The sequence below is a fragment of the Neptuniibacter sp. QD37_11 genome (assembly GCF_047778105.1).
Classification (GTDB): domain Bacteria; phylum Pseudomonadota; class Gammaproteobacteria; order Pseudomonadales; family Balneatricaceae; genus Neptuniibacter.
Genome location: NZ_CP180552.1, coordinates 1,413,564 through 1,432,658 on the forward strand (window position 1 = coordinate 1,413,564; position 19,095 = coordinate 1,432,658).

17 protein-coding genes are annotated in these 19,095 nt (G+C 44.5%); 13 read left to right on the plus strand and 4 right to left on the minus strand.

The features are described from left to right. The first annotated feature begins 144 nt into the window (after positions 1 to 144). From ACMXYT_RS06345 to ACMXYT_RS06395, 11 genes are all read left to right on the plus strand, one after another. Positions 145 to 3,348 (plus strand): FimV/HubP family polar landmark protein, encoded by a 3,204-nt coding sequence (locus tag ACMXYT_RS06345; RefSeq protein ID WP_415912041.1) that lies wholly within the window; start codon positions 145 to 147, stop codon positions 3,346 to 3,348. A 1-nt stretch (position 3,349) separates the two neighbouring features. Continuing rightward, on the plus strand, positions 3,350 to 4,204 hold the full coding sequence (gene truA / locus ACMXYT_RS06350) for a tRNA pseudouridine(38-40) synthase TruA (RefSeq protein ID WP_415912042.1): 855 nt from the start codon (positions 3,350 to 3,352) through the stop codon (positions 4,202 to 4,204). Positions 4,205 to 4,272: 68 nt separating this feature from the next. Next, positions 4,273 to 4,896 (plus strand): phosphoribosylanthranilate isomerase, encoded by a 624-nt coding sequence (locus ACMXYT_RS06355; RefSeq protein ID WP_415912043.1) that lies wholly within the window; start codon positions 4,273 to 4,275, stop codon positions 4,894 to 4,896. Next, positions 4,886 to 6,106: a tryptophan synthase subunit beta gene (trpB, locus tag ACMXYT_RS06360; RefSeq protein ID WP_415891807.1), complete on the plus strand. Its 1,221-nt coding sequence runs from the start codon at positions 4,886 to 4,888 to the stop codon at positions 6,104 to 6,106. Before ACMXYT_RS06355 ends, trpB begins: the two co-directional genes overlap by 11 nt. A 20-nt stretch (positions 6,107 to 6,126) precedes the next feature. Continuing rightward, complete coding sequence (gene trpA, locus ACMXYT_RS06365) at positions 6,127 to 6,930, plus strand: tryptophan synthase subunit alpha (protein ID WP_415891806.1); 804 nt, start codon at positions 6,127 to 6,129, stop codon at positions 6,928 to 6,930. A 15-nt stretch (positions 6,931 to 6,945) separates the two neighbouring features. Beyond that, on the plus strand, positions 6,946 to 7,872 hold the full coding sequence (gene accD / locus ACMXYT_RS06370; protein WP_415891805.1) for an acetyl-CoA carboxylase, carboxyltransferase subunit beta: 927 nt from the start codon (positions 6,946 to 6,948) through the stop codon (positions 7,870 to 7,872). Positions 7,873 to 7,952: 80 nt separating this feature from the next. Beyond that, on the plus strand, positions 7,953 to 9,218 hold the full coding sequence (folC, locus tag ACMXYT_RS06375) for a bifunctional tetrahydrofolate synthase/dihydrofolate synthase (protein ID WP_415891804.1): 1,266 nt from the start codon (positions 7,953 to 7,955) through the stop codon (positions 9,216 to 9,218). 3 nt (positions 9,219 to 9,221) lie between these two features. Further along, positions 9,222 to 9,785: an SPOR domain-containing protein gene (locus tag ACMXYT_RS06380; protein WP_415891803.1), complete on the plus strand. Its 564-nt coding sequence runs from the start codon at positions 9,222 to 9,224 to the stop codon at positions 9,783 to 9,785. Positions 9,786 to 9,849: 64 nt separating this feature from the next. Next, complete coding sequence (locus ACMXYT_RS06385) at positions 9,850 to 10,344, plus strand: CvpA family protein (protein WP_415881575.1); 495 nt, start codon at positions 9,850 to 9,852, stop codon at positions 10,342 to 10,344. 39 nt (positions 10,345 to 10,383) lie between these two features. Beyond that, the gene (purF, locus tag ACMXYT_RS06390; RefSeq protein WP_415903907.1) at positions 10,384 to 11,904 is read left to right on the plus strand and encodes an amidophosphoribosyltransferase; all 1,521 of its coding nucleotides are present in this window, start codon (positions 10,384 to 10,386) and stop codon (positions 11,902 to 11,904) included. Between the two features lie 13 nt (positions 11,905 to 11,917). Then, the gene (locus ACMXYT_RS06395) at positions 11,918 to 13,138 is read left to right on the plus strand and encodes an O-succinylhomoserine sulfhydrylase (protein ID WP_415900788.1); all 1,221 of its coding nucleotides are present in this window, start codon (positions 11,918 to 11,920) and stop codon (positions 13,136 to 13,138) included. 64 nt (positions 13,139 to 13,202) lie between these two features. Here ACMXYT_RS06395 and ACMXYT_RS06400 read toward each other — a convergent pair whose 3' ends face one another. The 4 genes from ACMXYT_RS06400 to thpR all read right to left on the minus strand — a co-directional run bounded on the left by ACMXYT_RS06400 (position 13,203) and on the right by thpR (position 15,870). After that, on the minus strand, positions 13,203 to 13,883 hold the full coding sequence (locus ACMXYT_RS06400) for an SDR family NAD(P)-dependent oxidoreductase (RefSeq protein WP_415900789.1): 681 nt from the start codon (positions 13,881 to 13,883) through the stop codon (positions 13,203 to 13,205). A 44-nt stretch (positions 13,884 to 13,927) separates the two neighbouring features. Then, the gene (locus ACMXYT_RS06405) at positions 13,928 to 14,791 is read right to left on the minus strand and encodes an AraC family transcriptional regulator (protein ID WP_415912044.1); all 864 of its coding nucleotides are present in this window, start codon (positions 14,789 to 14,791) and stop codon (positions 13,928 to 13,930) included. A gap of 76 nt (positions 14,792 to 14,867) precedes the next feature. Further along, positions 14,868 to 15,299: a GNAT family N-acetyltransferase gene (locus tag ACMXYT_RS06410; protein ID WP_415912045.1), complete on the minus strand. Its 432-nt coding sequence runs from the start codon at positions 15,297 to 15,299 to the stop codon at positions 14,868 to 14,870. Positions 15,300 to 15,348: 49 nt separating this feature from the next. Beyond that, complete coding sequence (thpR, locus tag ACMXYT_RS06415; protein ID WP_415900792.1) at positions 15,349 to 15,870, minus strand: RNA 2',3'-cyclic phosphodiesterase; 522 nt, start codon at positions 15,868 to 15,870, stop codon at positions 15,349 to 15,351. 175 nt (positions 15,871 to 16,045) lie between these two features. On the opposite strand from thpR, the gene ACMXYT_RS06420 reads away from it, so the two are divergent. Together ACMXYT_RS06420 and ACMXYT_RS06425 are read left to right on the plus strand one after the other, a co-directional pair. Further along, a complete protein-coding gene (locus ACMXYT_RS06420; protein WP_415900793.1) occupies positions 16,046 to 16,987 on the plus strand; it encodes a tRNA-dihydrouridine synthase in 942 nt (313 codons plus the stop codon). Positions 16,988 to 17,019: 32 nt separating this feature from the next. Further along, complete coding sequence (locus ACMXYT_RS06425) at positions 17,020 to 19,023, plus strand: methyl-accepting chemotaxis protein (RefSeq protein WP_415912046.1); 2,004 nt, start codon at positions 17,020 to 17,022, stop codon at positions 19,021 to 19,023. Positions 19,024 to 19,095 lie beyond the last annotated feature (72 nt).

The following is a 19,095-nucleotide window of genomic DNA, read 5'->3' on the forward strand; positions in this document are numbered from 1 at the left end:
TCGTTATTTTAAGAGGAAATACAAACAGTTGTTTGTATTTTCTTGACCCGTAAGTGGTTTATAAACAATACTGTGGAAGGATTTAGAATCGCAACCCTCTGAATTGCTCGGAGTTTTGAGGGTAGGGAAACAAGGAAACTGATGATGTTGCGAAAACTCGCCGTCAGCCTTGCAGTAGCAGGGATCATAAGTGCCTCCAACGCTAATGCGCTGGGTTTGGGCGAAATTAAAATTCACTCAGCATTGAATGAACCGTTAAATGCGGAAATTCAGTTGCTAGAGGTGAGAAAGTTAGGCCCCTTGCAGATTCAGCCAAGAATGGCGAATATTGACGAATTCGCTTTGGCTGGTTTAGAAAAGTCACGCTTTTTGACTGATGTGAGCTTTCAGGTAAAAGTCAATCCTGATGGTTCCGGTGTAATAACAATGCGCTCGGATAGGCCTGTCAAAGAGCCTTTCCTTAATTTCTTAGTAGAAGTTAACTGGCCTAGTGGTCGTTTAGTTCGTGAATATACTCTGCTACTAGATCCTCCGGTCTATGATCCTACTCCTGTCCGTAAAACTGTACAGCCGGCCAGTGCACCAGCTTCTGCTGCTCCATTAGTGAATTCAAAATCTAGGACTTCAACTTTAAACAGTCCTAGAACAATGAAAACTGGCGCTTCACAAGTTTATGTTGATGTGAAAGATACTTTATGGGCAATAGCAATAAAGCATCGTCCTAGTTCAAGTATTCCTGTAAAGAAGATGATGATCGCTTTACAGAAGAAGAACCCCCAAGCATTTGTTAATGGCAACATTAATGTACTTAGAGCGGGAGTGGTATTGGATCTTCCAACTATGGAAGAAATCAATCAGCTGAATTCTAAAGAAGCAACCCGTGAGTTCGCACGTCAAACGTCTGAGTGGAAAAATAAAAGCAAAACGACTGCGCCTATGGAGGTTTCTCAAAAGAAGCCTGTGACAAGTTCTGTCGATGAGGTTCCAAAACCTGAACCTACAGATGAGAAATCAGCTGAACTTAAAATTGTTACACCAAAAGATTCAATCGAACCTGAAGAAGGTGTAATAACTGACCAGTCAGAAGGTGAAAAATCAGAAGGCGAAGAAAAAGATACACAGGCAAAGTCTGATGAAAAGCCTGAAAATATCGTGGATACAGAAAAGCAAGCCTTGTTAGACCGTAACCAAGAGCTTGAGGATAGATTAAGTCAGTCTTTAGAGAATGTAGATAAAATTACTCGCGATAATGCTGAGCTTAATGAAAAGTTAGATTCAATTCAGTATGAATTGTCTAAATTACGGGAAATGCTTGAGCTAAAAGATCAGCAATTAGCTAATTTACAAAATAAAGTTGAAGCGGCAGAGATTGCCGCCACTCCACCTCCTGTACCTCCAGAAAAAAGCCTCATTGATAAAGTTCTACAGTCTCCTGCGACTTTTGGGGGTATTGGTGCTGCATTAATTGCATTGCTAGGTGCTTTATTCTTCTTCCTTCGTCGCGGTAAAAAGGATGAAGAAACTACAGAGGATGAAAATGCCCTAGTTCAAGTGCCGGAAGAGTTAGATGCTTCTGAAGAAGTGGAAACGGTAGAAGCACCGGAAGAGCAGCCGGAAACTGAAGAGGAAGCTAGTGATACCAAAGCAATTGATGAGGTTGAAGATCTAGATTTAGGATCAGAAGATGATCTTTTAGATGAAGCTGATTTGGATCTTACAGATGCTGATGACCTAGAAGATTTGGATGATATTGATGATTTAGATCTCGATATGGATTTGGATCTTGAGGAAGATGGAGCTGGGGATGCTCTTCAGACAGTGGAAGTGGACGAGCCTGACGATCTAGATGCGTTGTTAGAGGACGATGAGTTTGATTTGGGTCTTGATGACGATGATGTCGAAGAGGTTGAGTCGGCAGTAGAAGAGCCAGAAGCAGATGAGCTTGATGCAATTTTGGAAGAGCCTTCAGATCTAGATGATGCTGACGATGAGCTTGAAGTTGCGGATGCTGATGAGCCTGATGCTCTAGATGATATCTTGGGTGAAATTGACGAAATTGAACCTGAAGTCGATGACGCAGATCTTGATGCGGCGCTAGAAACTGATTCTACAGAAGATGGCGAAATTGATTTAGGCCTTGATGATGCGGACCTAGAATTCGATCTGGATGATGCTGCAGATGAGGTGGTTGAGGAAACTGCTGAAGACTCAGAGGAAGCTGTATCGGATGGTGATCTAGACTTTGTTGTTGATGAAGTGCCAGACCTTGTAACTGCTGAAGAAGTTGCTGATCATGAAGCGGAAGGCCCAGACTTAGAAGCTGATCTAGCTGTAGATATGGAAGTAGATACGGTTCCTGAAGAGCTTGATGAATCAGGCTTGGATGATCTGCTTGATTCAGTGTCTGATGAAGATATTCAAGAGCTTACCGATGCGGCTGAGCAAACAGAGACTGAAACTGAAGTTGATGAACTTGATGATCTACTAGCTGAGGTAGAGGAAGAGCCTACTGCTGAAGAAATTGTAGAAGATACTCAGACTGACGCTACAGATGATCTGGAGGCGCTGTTAGCTGAAGATCTGGATATGGGCGATCTAGAAGAGTCTGCCGGTGATTCTACTGATGTAGCTACAGAAAGCGATGTAACTGATGATGCGTTGGAAGCAATGCTCGCGGCGAATCCAGATCCTAGTGATATCGGTCTTCCGGGTCAACTTGAGACCCAAGACGAGTTGGATGGAGAGTCACTTGAGTCTGATGAAAGCTTTGATGAGTTACTTGCTCAGGTTGATGACGATATTGATCAGGCAATGGCTGCTGATCTTGAGATGGAAGAAGTTGAGGAGTCAGAGCTTGAGGTCAGTGAATCAGATGCTGCATCTGATGATCTAGATGCAATGCTGGATGACTTAGGCTCTGATCTTGATCTTACTGATGTAGCAGCGGGTGCCGCTGTTGGCGGAGCTGCGGCCGCAGCAGCAGTATCTTCTGATGATGAAGTTGTTCTGGAAGATGATGATTTGGAATCATCCATCTCTGATGATTTAGAAGCGGATTTAGATTCTGAGTTGGATGCGCTACTCAATAGTGAAGAGGGTGATATAGTACTGGAAGAAAGTGCTGTAGAAGAGGATGCCTCAGTGGATGAAGATTTTGACGAGCTGGCAGGGTTAAACCTGTTAGAGGGAGCAGATGAAGTAGAGACTAAGCTTGATCTAGCTCGTGCCTATATGGATATGGAAGACCTCGAAGGCGCTAAAGATATTCTGGAAGAGATTGTTGCCGAAGGCACTGATGACCAGAAAAAAGAAGCTGAAGCGTTGATTCAATCCATTAACGAAAAGTAGTATGTCAGAAAAAAGTTGTACTGAACTTAATAGTTCACCAGAAGGGGCGATTTCTATCGCCCCTTCTTATCGTTATGCCCTTTGTGTCGAATATTCTGGTGCCGCGTATCGTGGTTGGCAGATTCAGAAAGAGGGTGATGTGCCAAGCATTCAAGAGGAAGTGGAAAAAGCGCTTTCAAAAATTGCAAATGCGCCTGTATCGGTTATTTGTGCCGGTAGAACTGATGCGAGGGTAAATGCAACCTATCAAATTATTCATTTTGATAGTCCGGTACAAAGAGAAGATCGTGCTTGGGTTTTAGGTACCAATACCAATCTTCCCGATGATATTGCTATCCAATGGGCTGTGCCCGTCTCGGATGAATTTCATGCACGTTTTTCTGCTGTTGAACGTCGATATCGATACCTTATCTACTGTAATCCGGTTAAGCCTGCCATTTTGCCAAAAGGTATTACCTGGACTTACAAACAGATGGATGTGGAGCGGATGCAGGAAGCCGCAAACTATCTTATTGGCGAGCATGACTTTACCTCCTATCGTGCGGTGGGCTGTCAGGCGCACAGTCCGGTTCGTACAGTGAAGCAGCTAGATGTTTATCACAGTGGTCAACTGATTGTTCTAGATGTGCGAGCTAATGCGTTTTTACATCATATGATTCGAAATTTCGCCGGCGTATTGATGAGCGTTGGTTGCGGTGAGGCTGATCCTATATGGGCAAAAGAGGTTTTGGATGCTAAGGATCGTCGTCAGGGTGGTGTAACAGCACCTCCTTATGGTCTTTATTTCGTTGATGCTAAGTATCCTGATGAATTTGATCTGCCTAAATCGCAAATAGGGCCTTTTTTCCTTTCATAGTTGACTGACTTAGTGGCCTTCTATCTGCTACTATTTGCAACCTGATATTTTCTAAGTGAACTGTATCTGTGAACCGAACGCGCGTTAAAATTTGTGGTATTACTAATATAGAGGATGCTTTAGCAGCAATTACTGCAGGAGCCGATTCTCTTGGCTTTGTTTTTTATGCGCCGAGCCCTCGTGCTGTAGAGGTTGAACAAGCGGCAGAAATCATTGCAAAGCTTCCAGCGTTCGTCACAACAACAGCGCTCTTTGTTAATGCAGAGCGAGAGTTTATTGATCGAGTTATCGAACAAACTCGTATAGATTTACTTCAATTTCATGGTGATGAAACTGAAGCGTTCTGTAGCAGTTTTAGCCGTCCGTACATAAAAGCTATTCGGATGAAGCCAGAACTGGATTTAACAGACACCGTAGAACAATTCACTTCAGCGCAGGCTATTCTTCTGGACGCTTATCGTCCGGGTGTTCCAGGTGGAACTGGTGAAGCCTTCGACTGGGATCGTATTCCAACACCTCACCCAGCGACAATTATCCTTGCTGGTGGTCTTAACTGTGACAACGTAGCCGAGGCTGTTAAAACTGTTAAACCATATGCAATAGACGTGAGCGGTGGGGTAGAGAAGAGTAAAGGTATCAAAGATACCGACAAAATTAATAGATTTATAAATGAGGTAACCCGTGCCAACTAATATCGATCTTAAAGCACTTGCTCAGTTGCCCGATAGTAAAGGCCACTTTGGCCCTTACGGTGGTCGTTTCGTATCTGAAACTCTAATGGCTGCGCTTAAGCAGCTAGAAGAAACTTATGAGAAGTTGTGGCGAGATCCAGCGTTCCAGGAAGAGTTTGATCGTGATCTGGCACATTATGTTGGACGTCCTTCGCCTTTGTATCATGCGAAGCACCTATCCGAAAAAGTAGGTGGAGCTCAAATTTACCTGAAACGTGAAGACCTCAACCATACGGGTGCTCACAAGGTTAACAATACAATTGGTCAGGCGCTTCTGGCTAAATACACTGGCAAGCCGCGTGTAATCGCTGAAACTGGTGCTGGTCAGCATGGTGTTGCTACAGCAACGGTTGCTGCTCGTTTAGGCTTGGAATGTCAGGTTTATATGGGTGCTGAAGATGTGCAGCGTCAGGCACTTAACGTTTATCGCATGAAGCTTCTAGGTGCAGAAGTTATTGCGGTTGAATCGGGTACTCGTACGCTTAAAGATGCCATGAATGAAGCGATGCGTGATTGGGTAACCAACGTTGATAATACCTTCTACATCATCGGTACTGCAGCGGGTCCACACCCATACCCTAAGTTGGTTCGTGATTTCCAGTGTGTAATCGGTCGTGAAGCGCGCCAACAGTGCTTAGATCAGACTGGTCGTCTACCTGATGCACTTGTGGCATGTGTAGGTGGTGGTTCAAATGCAATTGGCCTATTTCACCCATTCATCGAAGATGCTGATGTTAAAATGTATGGTGTTGAAGCTGGCGGTTACGGCGTAGAAACGGGGCAGCATGCTGCGCCATTATCTGCAGGTAGCCCAGGTGTGCTTCATGGTAACCGTACATATTTGATGTCTGACGAAGGTGGTCAGATCATCGGTACTCACTCTGTATCAGCGGGCCTTGATTACCCAGGCGTTGGTCCGGAGCATGCCTACCTTAAAGATACTGGTCGTGCCACTTACGTTGATGCGACAGATGATGAAGCTATGGATGCTTTCCGTGCACTAACACGCGTTGAAGGTATTATGCCGGCAATTGAATCAAGCCACGCGGTTGCTTATGCAATGAAGCTGGCTAAAGAGATGGATAAGGATCAGACAATCGTTGTTAACTTGTCTGGTCGTGGTGATAAAGATATTCATACGGTCGCACAGATCGATGGCATCAATATCTGATTTGTGCGAGGAAAAATAGAATGAGTCGTATTGCTGCAAGCTTTGCAAAGCTTAAATCTGAAGGCCGCAAAGCCCTAATTCCTTATGTAACAGCAGGTGATCCTGCACCGGAAGTTACAGTAGGTTTACTACACGCTATGGTTGAAGCGGGTGCCGATGTTATCGAATTGGGTATCCCATTTTCAGATCCAATGGCAGATGGTCCAGTTATCCAACTAGCTTGTGAGCGCGCGTTGACACATAACGTGCGTTTACTTGATGTGTTAGAAATGGTAGCTGAGTTCCGTCAGAAAGATAATGAAACGCCAATCGTTTTGATGGGTTATCTTAACCCGATCGAAATTCTGGGTTACCAGCGCTTTGCTGAAGAAGCGAAGAAAGCAGGTGTTGATGGTGTATTAACCGTTGATCTTCCGCCTGAAGAATCAGGTGAGTTCAATCAGATCATGCGTGAGCATGATATTGATACTATCTACCTTTTGGCGCCGACTACTGAAGAAGAGCGTATTAAATACGTTTGTGAGAACGGTAGTGGTTACCTGTACTACGTATCAGTGAAAGGGGTTACCGGCTCCGCTTCACTTGATGTTCAGGCTGTAGCTGACAGGCTAGACATCGTTCGTAAATATACTGACATTCCATTAGGTGTAGGTTTCGGTATCAAAGATGCTGAATCAGCTACTGCAGTGTCAAAAGTTGCGGATGGTGTTATTGTCGGCAGTGTTTTAGTTAATAAGATTGCATCTCTAGTAAAAGATCAGGGCAAAATTGCTCCTGAAGTAGCTGCAATTATCAAAGATATGCGTCAAGCAATGGACAGCTAATAAGGTTTTGAAATAATGAGTAACTGGCTGGAAAAAATTGTTCCTTCTCTTGTTCGTTCAGAGAAAAAGCGCTCGAATATCCCTGAGGGCTTGTGGAAAAAGTGCCCTAAGTGTGAATCTGTTCTTTACCGCCCTGAGTTGGAAAAGAACCTGAATGTTTGTCCCAAGTGCGACCACCATATGCGCCTTAACGCGCGTCGTCGTCTTGAATTGTTCTTAGATGAAGATAACCGCCAAGAGCTGGCTACAGATGTAGAGCCTATCGATCGTCTGAAGTTTAAAGACTCTAAGAAGTATAAAGACCGTTTAAGTGCGGCTCAGAAAAGTACCGGCGAAAAAGATGCATTGATCGCTATGCGCGGTGAGCTAGAAGGTTTGCCTGTTGTAGCCGTTGCATTTGAATTCAGCTTCATGGGTGGTTCTATGGGTGCTGTTGTAGGTGAGCGCTTTGTTCGCGCTGCAAACATCGCTCTAGAAGAGAATATCCCACTGATCTGTTTCTCTGCATCGGGTGGTGCGCGTATGCAGGAAGCGTTGTTCTCTCTATTCCAGATGGCGAAAACAAGTGCGATCCTAGAAAAACTACGTCTACAAGGTACACCATATATCTCTGTTCTGACAGACCCTGTATATGGTGGTGTGTCTGCATCTCTAGCGATGTTGGGTGACTTGAATATCGCTGAACCTAAAGCGCTTATGGGCTTTGCGGGACCTCGTGTAATCGAACAAACAGTTCGTGAAAAATTGCCTGAAGGTTTCCAGCGCAGTGAGTTCTTACTAGAGCACGGTCAGGTTGATATGATCATTAACCGTGGTGAAATGCGCTCTCGTTTGTCTCGCATCTTGCGTAAGCTAACCAATCAAAGCCCGCTACCACCTGTAGAAACAGTTGAGGGTGAGGTTGTTGTTGAGGAAGAGCCTGCGAAACCTGAAGCAGAGTAATTGCTCAAGGTAGTAAAAATGGCCGACGTGAAAACGCCGGCCTTTTTGGTTTCTGGTGATTGTTAAAAGTTGTTGGTCTTATGAATACCGCTAATCAAAAAATGAATCTTTCTGAATGGTTGTCTTGGATGGAGCAATGCCATCCGTCTGAAATCGAGCTAGGTTTAGGCCGTGTCAGTCAAGTCGCAGAAAAGCTAAAAATTGATCTGTCTGCATCAACCGTTGTCACTGTTGCAGGTACAAACGGAAAAGGTTCAACGATTAGTTACTTGAACAGCATCTACCAACAGGCAGGATACAGTGTTGGCTGCTACACATCTCCTCATTTTATCGACTATAACGAGCGAGTTAAGTTAAACGGCCAAAATTCGACGGACCAACAGTTGTGCGACGCCTTTGAAAAAATTGACCAAGCGCGCGGTCAGATACCACTGACTTATTTCGAGTTTGGCACTCTAGCTGCCTTAGTTATTTTTTCTGAAACGAAACCGGATCTGGTTCTGCTGGAAGTAGGCTTGGGTGGCCGTTTAGATGCAGTAAACATTATTGATGCGGACATTAGTGCGGTCACTACCGTCTCGATTGACCATGTCGATTGGTTAGGTGATAACCGCGAAGTGATTGGTCGTGAGAAATCGGGCATTTTCCGCGCTGCTAAACCTGCAATCTGCGGTGATCTGAATCCTCCAAAGTCAGTTGCCATTTATGCTGATGAGATTGGTGCCGATCTACATCAAGCAGGTGTTGATTTCAGCTATGAAGAAAACGGCGAGCTGTGGTGCTGGCAAGGAAAGGATGCTCAAGGCCAGACCAAATCGATTAACGACCTTAAACAACCAGAGTTGCCAATTCAAAATGCTGCTACTGCCATTAAAATTGTTCAATATATTCCATTAGCAATTTCGGATGAGCAGATTAAAGTAGGTATTCAGCAAGCAGCGCTAACAGGTCGTATGCAGCATGTAGAACAAGACAATCTGCATTATTGGCTAGATGTAGCCCATAACCCTGAAGCAGCAGAGCTTCTAAACGCTCGTATCCAAGGATTATCGGGCAATGTTTATCTTGTTTTAGGCATGTTAGCGGATAAAGATTGTCAGCAAGTTATAGATACACTAGCTCCAGTAGTGAAAGCTACCTATCTTTCTGACATCAATGTTCCGCGAGGGCAAAAGGCCGCAGAGTTAGCTGAACTATTCCCAAGTGAAGCTTTGGTTCAGAAATTTTCATCAGTTAAAGCGGCAATTGATGCGGTTCGAATAGACACTAACCCAAATGACAATGTTATTATTGCGGGATCATTCTTTACCGTCAGTGATGCGTTGACGATTTTGGCAAGGAAATAGCTAATGCAGCAGAAAGTAAAATACCGCTTAGTAGGGTTTGCAGTGATTCTTATCTCTGCTGCGGTGATCTTTCCTGTTTTTTTTGATGGTGCAGGCTATAAAGAGCGTCACCTTCAGTCCGAAATTCCTCCAGGTCCTGAGCGTCCAGAAATTGTACGTATAGAACCACAAAATAAACCGCTGCCAGATACCTCTAAACCAGCTGAACCTAAACAACCAGTTGAATTACCTCAACCACCTAAACAGGTGAAACAGGTCATCGAAAAGATTGAAAAAGAACAAAAGGTTGAGCTGGAAATTCATAAAGATCAGCCTGTACTTGACCAAGAAGGTGTTCCAGTGGCTTGGACGCTGCAGCTTGCTAGTTTTAAAGATGAAGCTAATGCTAAGAGCTTGCGTAAGCAACTAATCGGTGAAGGGCATAAAGTCTTTACTCGTAAACAGGGTGAATTGATTAAGGTTTATGTAGGGCCTGAATTCCAAAAGAGCCGATTAGAGTCGCTTAAGCTGACACTGAAAAAAGATTTCGGATTGAATGGCATTATTGTTCGTTTTACTACGCAATAATAAAGCGTGAAGCGATCCTATAAACTCTGTTAAAATGCGCGCAATTTCTTACTGAGCTGTAAAGATGAACTGGGCTGACTGGACCATACTAAGCATCATTGCGATATCAAGCCTTATGAGCTTAAGGCGAGGCTTTGTTCGAGAAGCACTTTCCCTGATCACTTGGGTAACGGCTTTTATCGTTGCGCGCCTATTTTCGCAGTCACTGTCAGTTCTGTTAGAAGCTTATATTCAAACGCCGTCAGTACGTTTAGTCGCAGCGTTTGCTATCCTCTTTATAGCCACTCTTGTTGTTGGAGTCATGATCAATAAACTGATCGGTGCGCTCGTAGAAGCAACGGGGTTGTCTGCAACGGACCGTATTCTTGGAATCGGATTTGGTGCAGCACGAGGTGGTTTAATTATCGTGGCTATAGTCGCGCTGATTGGAATGAGCCCAGCGGTTGAAGATCGCTGGTTCAAGGAATCACAATTGATTCCACACTTTTTACTTATGGAAGCATGGACCAAAGAGACAGCGAGCGAAGTGGGTCGCTTGATCTGGAATGCGGGACGCTAAATTTTTCTTTTGTTAGTTTGCACTTTGAGGTGAGTTTTAATGTGCGGCATTGTTGGCATCGTAGCCAAATCTAATGTAAACCAGACTATTTTTGATGCTCTGACTGTTCTGCAACATCGTGGTCAGGATGCAGCGGGCATGGTTACTTGTGAAGGTAACCGTTTCTTCTTACGCAAGGATAATGGCCTGGTAAACGAAGTATTTCGTACCCGCCATATGAAACGTCTGGTAGGTAACGTGGGCATCGGTCACGTTCGTTACCCTACGGCCGGTAGTTCTAGCTCGGCTGAAGCGCAGCCGTTCTATGTGAACTCTCCATACGGTATCGCGTTAGCTCATAACGGCAACCTGACAAATGCAGAAGATGTAGCTGAACAAATGTTCCGTGCTGATCTGCGTCATATCAACACAACATCTGATTCAGAAGTGTTGTTGAACGTATTTGCTCACGAACTTCAACGTCAGGGCAAACTGCAGCCGCAAGCTGAAGATATGTTTGAAGCGGTTCGCCGTGTTCACGAGCGTTGTAAAGGTGGTTATGCCGCTGTAGCAATGATTACAGGTTACGGCATGTTGGCCTTCCGTGATCCTCACGGCATTCGCCCGCTGACTTACGGTAAGCGCGAAACTGAAGAAGGTACTGAGTACATGGTAGCTTCTGAAAGTGTTGCTCTAGATATCTCTGGTTTCGAGCGAGTTCGTGATATCGAGCCAGGCGAAGCGATTTACATCGATATGGAAGGTAACGTTTCTACCAAGCTTTGTGCTGAGAACACGCAGCTTGCGCCGTGCCTATTCGAATACGTATACCTAGCGCGTCCAGATTCGATCATCGATGATGTAAACGTACATATTTCTCGTATGCGTATGGGTAAGAAGCTTGCGGAGAAGGTTTTGCGTGAGCGCCCAGACCATGACATCGATGTGATTATCCCAATCCCTGATACAAGCCGTACCTCTGCAATGGAGATGGCTAAAGACTTGGGTGTTACTTTCCGTGAAGGTTTTATCAAAAACCGTTACATCGGCCGTACTTTCATCATGCCAGGTCAGACACAGCGTAAGAAGTCTGTTCGCCGTAAGCTGAATCCAATTGGTATGGAATTTAAAGATAAAGTTGTCATGTTGGTTGATGACTCTATCGTGCGTGGTACTACCTCTAGCCAGATCGTTCAGATGGCACGTGATGCTGGTGCTAAGAAAGTTTACTTTGCATCTGCTGCGCCAGCGGTTAAATACCCGAACGTTTACGGTATTGATATGCCAGCAGCGGAAGAGCTTATCGCTCATGGCCGTACAGATGATGAAGTGGGTGAAGAGATCGGTTGTGACTGGATGATCTACCAAGAGCTAGATGATCTTAAAGCATCTGTATCTGAAGGTAACCCAGAAATTACAGCGTTCGATACCTGTGTATTTGATGGTAAATACGTAGCGGGTGATATTGATGAGCAATATCTTGAGCGCTTAAAAGCTGCCCGTAATGACGACGCTAAAGGCAGTAATAACAAAAAGGTTGAGAGTAATGAATCCTCTAACCTTTGTAGCAAGATCGATTAAGGAGCAATAGTCGATGTCTATTTCTGATTACGAACGCGCTGAGCGTATCCAGTTCGAGCCTTCAGAAGGTTACGATCTGGAAACACTTGCTTTGCGTTCAGGTCAGCACCGCTCCCTTGAAGGGGAGCATAGTGACCCAATCTACCCGACATCAAGCTATGTCTTCTCAAGTGCGCGTGAAGCGGCTGCACGTTTTGGTGGTGAAGAGGAGGGTAACATCTACTCTCGCTTCACTAACCCAACTGTACAGTTTTTTGAAGAGCGTATCGCAGCACTAGAAGGCGGAGAAAGAGCAGTCGCAACAGCTTCTGGCATGGCGGCAATTCTTAGTACCTGCCTATCGTTAATGCAAAATGGCGATCATGTTGTTTGTTCGCGCAGTGTATTCGGTTCTACTGTATCTCTGTTTGATAAGTACCTGACACGTACAGGCATCAAAGTTTCTTATGTTGACCCAACTAATCTTGATAGCTGGGAATCAGCAATCACAGAAGAGACTAAGATGCTGTTCTTAGAGACACCGTCTAATCCGTTGTCTGAACTAACAGATGTTGCAGCCGTTGCCGAGATTGCGCATAAGTACGATGCATTGTTGGTCGTTGATAACTGCTTCTGCACACCGATGCTTCAGCAGCCATTGAAGCAAGGTGCAGACATCATTATTCACTCGGCGACTAAATACCTTGATGGCCAAGGTCGTTGTGTCGGTGGTGTGGTTGTCGGCAGCGATAAGCACATGGAAGAGGTGTTTGGTTTTATCCGTACTGGCGGCGCTTGCTTGAGCCCGTTCAATGCTTGGGTTTTCCTAAAAGGCTTAGAGACCCTTAAGTTGCGTATGGATGCTCACTGCAATAACGCTATGGAGATGGCGAAATGGCTAGAAGAACAAGATGGCATAGATCGTGTCTTCTACTCAGGCCTTCCAAGCCATCCGCAGCACGAGCTAGCTAAGAAGCAGCAAAAAGGTTTTGGTGGTGTGCTTTCCTTCGAAGTGAAAGGTGGTAAAGATGCCGCGTGGCGCTTTATTGATGCAACTAAGATGGTATCTATCACAGGAAACCTTGGTGATGTGAAAACAACAATCACACACCCAGCGACAACGACTCACGGTCGTATGACGCCAGAAGCACGTGCTGAAGCGGGCATTAAAGACAACTTGGTTCGTCTCTCTGTAGGTATCGAATCGATCGAAGATCTTAAAGCAGATATGCTTAGAGGTCTGACAGCGGTTTAATCGCTACAGTTAAGATCTAAAAAAGCGGCTTTCGGGCCGCTTTTTAGTGTCTCAAATAAAGTGTCTAGGTGCTTTTCTGACTCAAATTAATATCACCAATCTCCACATCTTTAGAGAGTGACATTATCATTTCTATCGAGGTGATGATATCTGAGATCGGGATAGGGGCATGATCAGGCATACGGCACTCTTTTATGTCCATCAGTACCTCCTCAGTGCCTACATTGCCGGGGTTTATCGCGGTAAAGCCAATACTTTCTTGTTTTAGCGCACTCCTAAGGCTTTGTATTGCTCCGCGAAGGCCAAACTTGCTTGCAGCATAAGCGACTTGCTCTGAACCTATATTTTCTAAACCTGAGTTGGCACCTAGATAGATTGCTCTTGGGTTAGTTGCGCGTGCTAGGTTTGGAGCGAGAGCTTTGGTGAGCTCGATGGGTGCAACAAGATTAACTTGCATGATTTGCTGCGTTTCTTCGTATTTTGTTTTTCTAAAGTCAAAGTCGTCGGTGAAGCCTTCATCCTCCCAAATTCCGCTGGAATAGATCAGGGTGTCTATAGGTTGCTCCCCTAGCTGAGCTGCAATCGTTTTTATTTCTTCTTCCACAGAAAGGTCTGCACGAATCCATTCGCAGTTTTTAGATGGGCTTCGAGATACACCTATAACGTTGTGGCCAGCGTCAGAAAAGTGCTTCGTTAGCTCTTCACCAATACCTCGGCTGCTACCAACAATCAAAATTGTCTTCATCAAATTGCCATCCATATATTGTTGTAGGGTATCTCGTTTATCGCTTAGTCTTGTAACTGTTTAACTTTGATATAAATATTCATTTCGACAAAGCCATCTTTCCGTGTATCGTTTAGATAGTGCGCAATAGGCGCTAAGTCATCGGGCTCAAAGCCGCTGTTAGGGAGCCAATGAGAGTAGAGCTCCATATAAAAATTACTTACTTTGTCACCGTCTCCTTTGTAATAAGCAGAGGCATATTGACCGGACGGAATAGTTGCTACTTCAAATGGTTCACTCACCGGCGTGTCGTCTTCAATCTGAACGCAAGCATCGTAACGGCAATGCTCAGTCGGCGTGATCATAGGGTTATCATGGCAGATAGCAAAGCGTTGGTTTTCAAAATTTTGTAATTTCAGGCTTCTAGCCCAGTTATCCAGTTTATCCCAAGTTTCAAAAATGGCGGGAACGTCATATCCCTTTGGTGCTGTCAGATAAGCGATGCGTTTAGCTTTAAGTTCTTCAATGGTTACTTGCATGAGTATTTCCTCTAATTTGTCAGGATCAAACTTCACTTGGTCAGTGACAAATTGAGAGTACAGATCGCTTGGATTGAATTCTTTTCCATACTTGCTAGTTAGTTTTCCAATCTTGCTATCTTTGATTCCGCTTGGGTCCCTTATCTGGCTAGGGGTGATACCGAAGTAATTTTTAAATGTTTTTGAAAAGTTAGCACTCGAAGAGAAACCGCCTGCGTTGGCTGCCTCGGTAATGCTCATTTCCTTGTGGCAAATCAGTCGATTAGCAGAGGCTTCCATTCTTTTGCGGATGATAAAGTCATTAACGGTTTCACCTGTGAGGGCGTGAAATATACGGTGGAAATGAAAAGGGGAGAAGCAGCTAACTTGAGCAATCTTATCTAAATTCAATTGCTGCTCTAGGTTTGAGCAAATGTATGTGGTTGCTAGATTTATTCGGCGTAAATACTCTTTGTTCGCCTGATTCTTATTCATGTTTATTTTTCACTAATACCACTTGTTGCTTAGTTTCTACGTACCCTAGTTCTTGATAAAACTTGTGGGCTGATTTACGAATCGAATTAGCCCGAATGCGAATGCTATCCACTTGTTTCAATAACCAACATTCAGCTATTTTAACTAATCCTTTGCCTAAGCCATATCCACGGTGTTCTTTATCAACAACGAGGCTTACGATTTCACCATGAGCGCCTTCAGCTAAGCGAGTATCTATAATGGCAGAGATACAGCCTACAATAGCGCCATTTAACTCAGCGATAAAAATCTCCCCGCTGGCCTTATGCACAGCTTTGATATTTGTAAGCAGAGATTGTTCTGAGTGGGTGTACCCTAATTGCTTCATCAGGGCGATTAAGGCCTGAAGATCCTTTTCTTGATATGTGCGATAGATAGGTTCCATCAATTGACTATATCACAGGTTTTCTTTGGTCAGGCTGCAAAGCAAAACCTCAATCAGGCAGAAATTCCACTTCGGTTAGGTACTCAGCGCCATCTACCTTCAAAACACTACTTTTAAGCTGGAAAGCACTAACCTCGAAATTCGCAGTGAATCCCAGTCCTTTATGGCTGACCCGCCTGACCACTTCAGGTGTTAATTTTTTGCTGCGCCCTAAAGTTATATGAGGCATGTATTTCCGTTGTTCTAGTTCTATGCTTAGTCCTCTAATTTTGTGACTTAGCGACTTTTGTAGACGTTTTAAGGGCTCCGATTCTTCTACGCCTAACCAGATAATTCCTGATTTGAAATAGCCTATCTTCCGCAGGCGAAGTTCAAAAGGTTCAAAACTGGTTTCAGATACCGCTTCAATTATCTCTTCCAAGTGTTGATGGGGCTGATCGCCGATAAACACTAAGGTGATATGTAGTTGATGAGTCACGGTCCAGCGTACTTGTTCGAGTTCAGGACAATAGAGTTCGGTAATCCGATCCTGAAGATCTTCAGGCAGATCGATAGCTAGGAATAGGCGCATAGCAAAAAATAAAAAACACAGCTTATGGTTATTTCTATCTTAGTAAATCATAGGGGTGCTTGGAAGGAATGTTACAAAGCTTGATAAAGTGACTTTCAAAGTCATCTACTCATTTTTATCGTCTCCGTTGCAGCTTATAATAGCCGTCCTTTTTTATTCCTAAAGATAGCCTGCTTTGAAAATTGTCCTAGCCCCGATGGAGGGCGTCGTTGATTACACTATGCGCGATCTGTTAACACAGGTCGGTGGTATAGATCACTGTGTTACAGAATTCTTGCGTGTTAGTGATCGTGTTTTGCCCGCTAAAGTGTTCCGACGTTTATGTCCTGAGTTACATAATGGAGGTAAAACACCTTCAGGGACGCCCGTTATTCTTCAATTGCTTGGTAGTGATCCAAATGTCCTAGCCGGTAACGCACGCAAAGCCGCCAAACTTGGCGCACCGGGGATAGATCTAAACTTTGGTTGTCCAGCTAAAACGGTTAATCGCAGTAAAGGTGGAGCCGTTCTATTGGATACGCCGGAACTTGTTCATGAGATCGTAAAGGCGGTGAGACAAGCTGTTCCTGCAGAAACCCCTGTATCGGCAAAAATGCGTTTGGGCAATAAAGATAAATCCTTGGCGATGGAAAACGCTCATGCGATAGCTGAAGCAGGTGCGGATAGTTTAGCCGTACATGCCCGAACAAAGCTCGAAGGTTACAAGCCTCCAGCTCACTGGGAATGGATTGCTAGAATTCGAGAGGCTGTCGATCTTCCTGTAGTCGCTAATGGTGAGGTATGGAATTGGCAGGATTTTCAACGTTGTCGTGAAGTCAGTGGTTGCGACACGATTATGATCGGTCGCGGCCTTATTGCGAAGCCTGATTTGGCTAAGGTTATAAAATATCACCTTGCTGATGAGGAGGTGAGCAGTTATAACTGGAGTCAGGTTGTGCCGTTTATTGAGGCATACTTAAACCGCATTGAGCGAGATATTGCGCCCAAATATGTGCATGGCCGCATAAAACAGTGGTTAAGTCACTTACAGCGAGAGTATAAAGAAGCAGACATGCTTTTTCAGAAAGTTAAAAAAATAAAGGAACCTTCTGAACTCAGACTTGCCCTAAAAGACTGATACGTCACAAGTGGATCAATGGAGAGATAAAAATGGCATCTTGGCTAAGTCCCGCTTCTAAACTAATGGGTAGTCTCAAATACCCAGCAAAGTTCAGTCTAGTCAGTGTGTTATTTCTAATACCACTTGTGCTGACAGTAACCTTTTACTGGCAAGAGTTGAGCCGTAGTATCGACTTGACCAAAGAGGAGATTAGGGGGATAGAGATTATCCGCTTAACAGAGCCTCTAGTACTTAATATTGGTCAGCACCGAGGCCTTACCAATGCGCTGTTAAACGGTAATACGGGTGTAGAGTCTAAAGTGTTGGATCGTCGTGGGAAGGTAGATCAAGCGCTTAGCCAATTAAAGTCTGGCACTACGGACGTTAGTTCTAGCACGCAAACTATTATTTCTTCACTTGATCAACAGTGGAGCAAGATCAAATCGAGTATCGGAAACGCTGAACCTGCTGCCATCTTTGAACTACACAACGAGTTCGCAGCATCTGTGAGACGATTTAATGAAGTTATCTTGCGGGAATTCTCCCTCGAATTAGATCCACACTCTGATACTACTTTTATGATCGATAACGTTGCTGTGTTTCTACCACAGATTATCGATGAAACAGGTCAGCTTCGTGGCAAGGCTTCGGGTGTTGCCGCAAAAGGCGGCTTTACACCAGATAGCTATATCTATATCAATAACCTTATCGGTCGTTTAGAAAAAACCTACCCAGAATTAGCTAACGGCGAAACGATGCCTGAGTTGGAGTCGATGCGCTCGGAAATTATCGCAGCTGAAAAAGCGGTAGGTAGTTACATCGCTTATATTCAGCAGAATGTAACTGAGCCGGATAGCATTGCTGTTAACTCTAATGGGGTGTTTGGGGAAGGTACAACTGCGATCAAGCAGGTATTGAATCTGTATAAAATGATGTTGCCTGCATTGTATGAGAAAGAGCAGGAATATCTTTCTAAGCAGGTTAACAGTCGTAACCTCGTTTTGGCGGTTATTGCTGTGACCGTGTTACTGGCGATATATCTGTTCATGGGCTTCTATCGATCAACTATTGAAACCATGGATAGATTCCAACAGGTAGCAGGTCAACTTGCTGCAGGTGACCTGTCAGCTCGCCTTGAGCACTATGGCAAAGATGAGATGTCTGCTATCTCTGAAGGTCTTAATAAGGTTGCCGAAGGTTTTGAGTCTCTAGTGAGAGAAACTAAAAGTGCAACCACCTTGGTAACGAATAGTTCTTCACGACTTTCTGCTGAATCTTCTCAAACTCGGGATGGTGTGGCGCGTCAGAAAGAGGAAACCTCGCATATTGCTGAAGGTGTAGGAGAACTTGCAAGTAGCGCGTCAGAGATTGCGATGAATACCAATCAGGCATCTACAACAGCACAAGAAGTTAATGAAATGGCATCTGAAGGCTTGCTCGTTGTTCAAAAGACAACTTCATCTTTCAATGAACTTGCTTCTGATGTTTCTAAAACCAGCGCTGTGATCAGTGAACTGGATCAGGATGTTAAAAATATTCATGCAGTATCCAGTGTAATCAGTGATATCGCAGATCAGACTAACCTATTGGCTTTGAATGCGGCCATTGAAGCAGCGCGAGCGGGTGAGCAGGGCCGAGGCTTTGCCGTGGTAGCCGATGAGGTAAGAACCTTAGCTCAGCGTACACAGGATTCTACTGGCGAGATCCGTGAGACTCTTCAAAAGCTCGCTAGCTGTGCTCAGCGTGCAGTAGAATTGATGGAACATACCAGTAGCTCTGTTTCTGAAAATGTCTCTGAAATGGCTCGTGCGAGTGAAGTGTTGCAACAGATCGATAACTCTCTATCGGAAGTGAATCAGATGAATTCGGGTATCGCTGCAGCAGCTGAACAGCAAAGTGGCCTTGTAAATCATCTGCATGAGAGTTTGGCTGCAATCTCCGCAAGTGCTGATACATCGGAAGGGGCGGCCAGAAATACCTCTGCATTAGCAGATGATATGGCTAACTCGGCATCTCACCTTGAGAGCACACTGTCTAAATTTCGCGTAAGTTAATTAGACATAACCTAAAAATAGCCCGCTTTTAAGCGGGCTATTTTTGTATAAGTTAAGCACCAATTAGCAAAA

Bases quoted from the DNA above. Each gene is read 5' to 3' on its own strand.
- ACMXYT_RS06345 (WP_415912041.1), top strand. From the start codon at position 145: ATGTTGCGAAAACTCGCCGTCAGCCTTGCAGTAGCAGGGATCATAAGT.
- truA (WP_415912042.1), top strand. From the start codon at position 3,350: ATGTCAGAAAAAAGTTGTACTGAACTTAATAGTTCACCAGAAGGGGCG.
- trpA (WP_415891806.1), top strand. From the start codon at position 6,127: ATGAGTCGTATTGCTGCAAGCTTTGCAAAGCTTAAATCTGAAGGCCGC.
- accD (WP_415891805.1), top strand. From the start codon at position 6,946: ATGAGTAACTGGCTGGAAAAAATTGTTCCTTCTCTTGTTCGTTCAGAG.
- folC (WP_415891804.1), top strand. From the start codon at position 7,953: ATGAATACCGCTAATCAAAAAATGAATCTTTCTGAATGGTTGTCTTGG.
- ACMXYT_RS06380 (WP_415891803.1), top strand. From the start codon at position 9,222: ATGCAGCAGAAAGTAAAATACCGCTTAGTAGGGTTTGCAGTGATTCTT.
- ACMXYT_RS06385 (WP_415881575.1), top strand. From the start codon at position 9,850: ATGAACTGGGCTGACTGGACCATACTAAGCATCATTGCGATATCAAGC.
- purF (WP_415903907.1), top strand. From the start codon at position 10,384: ATGTGCGGCATTGTTGGCATCGTAGCCAAATCTAATGTAAACCAGACT.
- ACMXYT_RS06395 (WP_415900788.1), top strand. From the start codon at position 11,918: ATGTCTATTTCTGATTACGAACGCGCTGAGCGTATCCAGTTCGAGCCT.
- ACMXYT_RS06400 (WP_415900789.1), bottom strand. From the start codon at position 13,883: ATGAAGACAATTTTGATTGTTGGTAGCAGCCGAGGTATTGGTGAAGAG.
- ACMXYT_RS06410 (WP_415912045.1), bottom strand. From the start codon at position 15,299: ATGGAACCTATCTATCGCACATATCAAGAAAAGGATCTTCAGGCCTTA.
- thpR (WP_415900792.1), bottom strand. From the start codon at position 15,870: ATGCGCCTATTCCTAGCTATCGATCTGCCTGAAGATCTTCAGGATCGG.
- ACMXYT_RS06425 (WP_415912046.1), top strand. From the start codon at position 17,020: ATGGCATCTTGGCTAAGTCCCGCTTCTAAACTAATGGGTAGTCTCAAA.